Source organism: Bradyrhizobium agreste (assembly GCF_016031625.1).
Taxonomy (GTDB): Bacteria; Pseudomonadota; Alphaproteobacteria; order Rhizobiales; family Xanthobacteraceae; genus Bradyrhizobium; species Bradyrhizobium agreste.
Window position 1 is genome coordinate 1 of record NZ_JACCHP010000015.1, and the last position, 2,500, is coordinate 2,500.

At 56.2% G+C, this 2,500-nt stretch carries 1 tRNA gene and 1 rRNA gene; both read left to right on the forward strand.

Features of this window, described 5'->3' with window-relative positions:
• Window positions 1-666: 666 nt before the first annotated feature.
• Window positions 667-2,155: ribosomal RNA gene (locus HZZ13_RS21700) — 16S ribosomal RNA — on the forward strand.
• Between the two features lie 221 nt (window positions 2,156-2,376).
• Window positions 2,377-2,453: transfer RNA gene (locus HZZ13_RS21705), tRNA-Ile, on the forward strand.
• Window positions 2,454-2,500 lie beyond the last annotated feature (47 nt).

Here is a 2,500-nt window from a genome sequence, read left to right on the forward strand (position 1 = left end):
GTGGAGCACCGCAGAAATTCCAGTGATTCCAACCCATTAGCGAGGCAGCGAGGGCGCCGGGGAGGGCCCAAAGACGCACTCCGAAGCCCGCGGATGAGCAAACTTTTTTTCAGATTTTTTGCCGGACGGATCCTGCCGTCGCCCTCGCTGCCTCGCTAATGGGTTGGAATCACTGGAATTTCTGCGGTGCTCCACTGTGCGACGATTTGTTGACGATTGGCGTTGACAGGCCGGAAGGTGGGGCCTATAAACCCAACCACTGAGCGCGGCGCCGCCGGGTCACTGACCAAGGCGAGCGAACGCGCCACTGATGCTCCTCACCTTGTTGAGTGACACAACAGCCGACACCAGTCGGTTGGAGTTCATCCATCGTCGGTAAGGGTGTCGGAACCCTTCCTCTCAGGAAGGTTGAGACCTCCACGGTCTCGGGCTGTTTGACAAGTGAAGATGAAGAAAGAGAAACGTGGACGGCGGAGTCCTTGCGGGTCTCGCTTCTGAAAAGCTTCGGCTTTTCTGATCGAGACCGGACGAAAGACTTCGGCGGTACACGTTTTAAAGGAAACACCATCGTTGCCAGCGATGTGAATCGCAGGCAGCTCATCGACTTCGGTCGATAATGGTGGGACCTCGTCAAACGTTGTGATCAGCCGGTTCAAAGTTCAAGTCCAACTTGAGAGTTTGATCCTGGCTCAGAGCGAACGCTGGCGGCAGGCTTAACACATGCAAGTCGAGCGGGCGTAGCAATACGTCAGCGGCAGACGGGTGAGTAACGCGTGGGAACGTACCTTTTGGTTCGGAACAACCCAGGGAAACTTGGGCTAATACCGGATAAGCCCTTACGGGGAAAGATTTATCGCCGAAAGATCGGCCCGCGTCTGATTAGCTAGTTGGTGAGGTAATGGCTCACCAAGGCGACGATCAGTAGCTGGTCTGAGAGGATGATCAGCCACATTGGGACTGAGACACGGCCCAAACTCCTACGGGAGGCAGCAGTGGGGAATATTGGACAATGGGGGCAACCCTGATCCAGCCATGCCGCGTGAGTGATGAAGGCCCTAGGGTTGTAAAGCTCTTTTGTGCGGGAAGATAATGACGGTACCGCAAGAATAAGCCCCGGCTAACTTCGTGCCAGCAGCCGCGGTAATACGAAGGGGGCTAGCGTTGCTCGGAATCACTGGGCGTAAAGGGTGCGTAGGCGGGTCTTTAAGTCAGGGGTGAAATCCTGGAGCTCAACTCCAGAACTGCCTTTGATACTGAAGATCTTGAGTCCGGGAGAGGTGAGTGGAACTGCGAGTGTAGAGGTGAAATTCGTAGATATTCGCAAGAACACCAGTGGCGAAGGCGGCTCACTGGCCCGGTACTGACGCTGAGGCACGAAAGCGTGGGGAGCAAACAGGATTAGATACCCTGGTAGTCCACGCCGTAAACGATGAATGCCAGCCGTTAGTGGGTTTACTCACTAGTGGCGCAGCTAACGCTTTAAGCATTCCGCCTGGGGAGTACGGTCGCAAGATTAAAACTCAAAGGAATTGACGGGGGCCCGCACAAGCGGTGGAGCATGTGGTTTAATTCGACGCAACGCGCAGAACCTTACCAGCCCTTGACATGTCCAGGACCGGTCGCAGAGATGTGACCCTCTCTTCGGAGCCTGGAGCACAGGTGCTGCATGGCTGTCGTCAGCTCGTGTCGTGAGATGTTGGGTTAAGTCCCGCAACGAGCGCAACCCCCGTCCTTAGTTGCTACCATTTAGTTGAGCACTCTAAGGAGACTGCCGGTGATAAGCCGCGAGGAAGGTGGGGATGACGTCAAGTCCTCATGGCCCTTACGGGCTGGGCTACACACGTGCTACAATGGCGGTGACAATGGGATGCTAAGGGGCGACCCTTCGCAAATCTCAAAAAGCCGTCTCAGTTCGGATTGGGCTCTGCAACTCGAGCCCATGAAGTTGGAATCGCTAGTAATCGTGGATCAGCACGCCACGGTGAATACGTTCCCGGGCCTTGTACACACCGCCCGTCACACCATGGGAGTTGGTTTTACCTGAAGACGGTGCGCTAACCCGCAAGGGAGGCAGCCGGCCACGGTAGGGTCAGCGACTGGGGTGAAGTCGTAACAAGGTAGCCGTAGGGGAACCTGCGGCTGGATCACCTCCTTTCTAAGGATGGTTCTTCAGAAGCTTGCTTCTATCGAACCGTTTTAGAAACATCAGTGGCCAACAGATCGCCAGATCGTTGAGCTGCATTGGCGGGATTTCGCCGTCTTCGTTTCTCTTTCTTCGCGGACGAACACGCGCCGGGGCTGCGCTGTGCGATTGCATTCGGCGCTGGTCGCCGGTGTGCGCACGCAAGACCCTAGTCCTGAAAAGGATAGCGTTAGGGGCTTGTAGCTCAGTTGGTTAGAGCGCGCGCTTGATAAGCGTGAGGTCGGAAGTTCAAGTCTTCCCAGGCCCACCAGCCTTCGCGCTTCGCTGCTTCGGCTAGGCGAGCCCTTCGAGACGAAG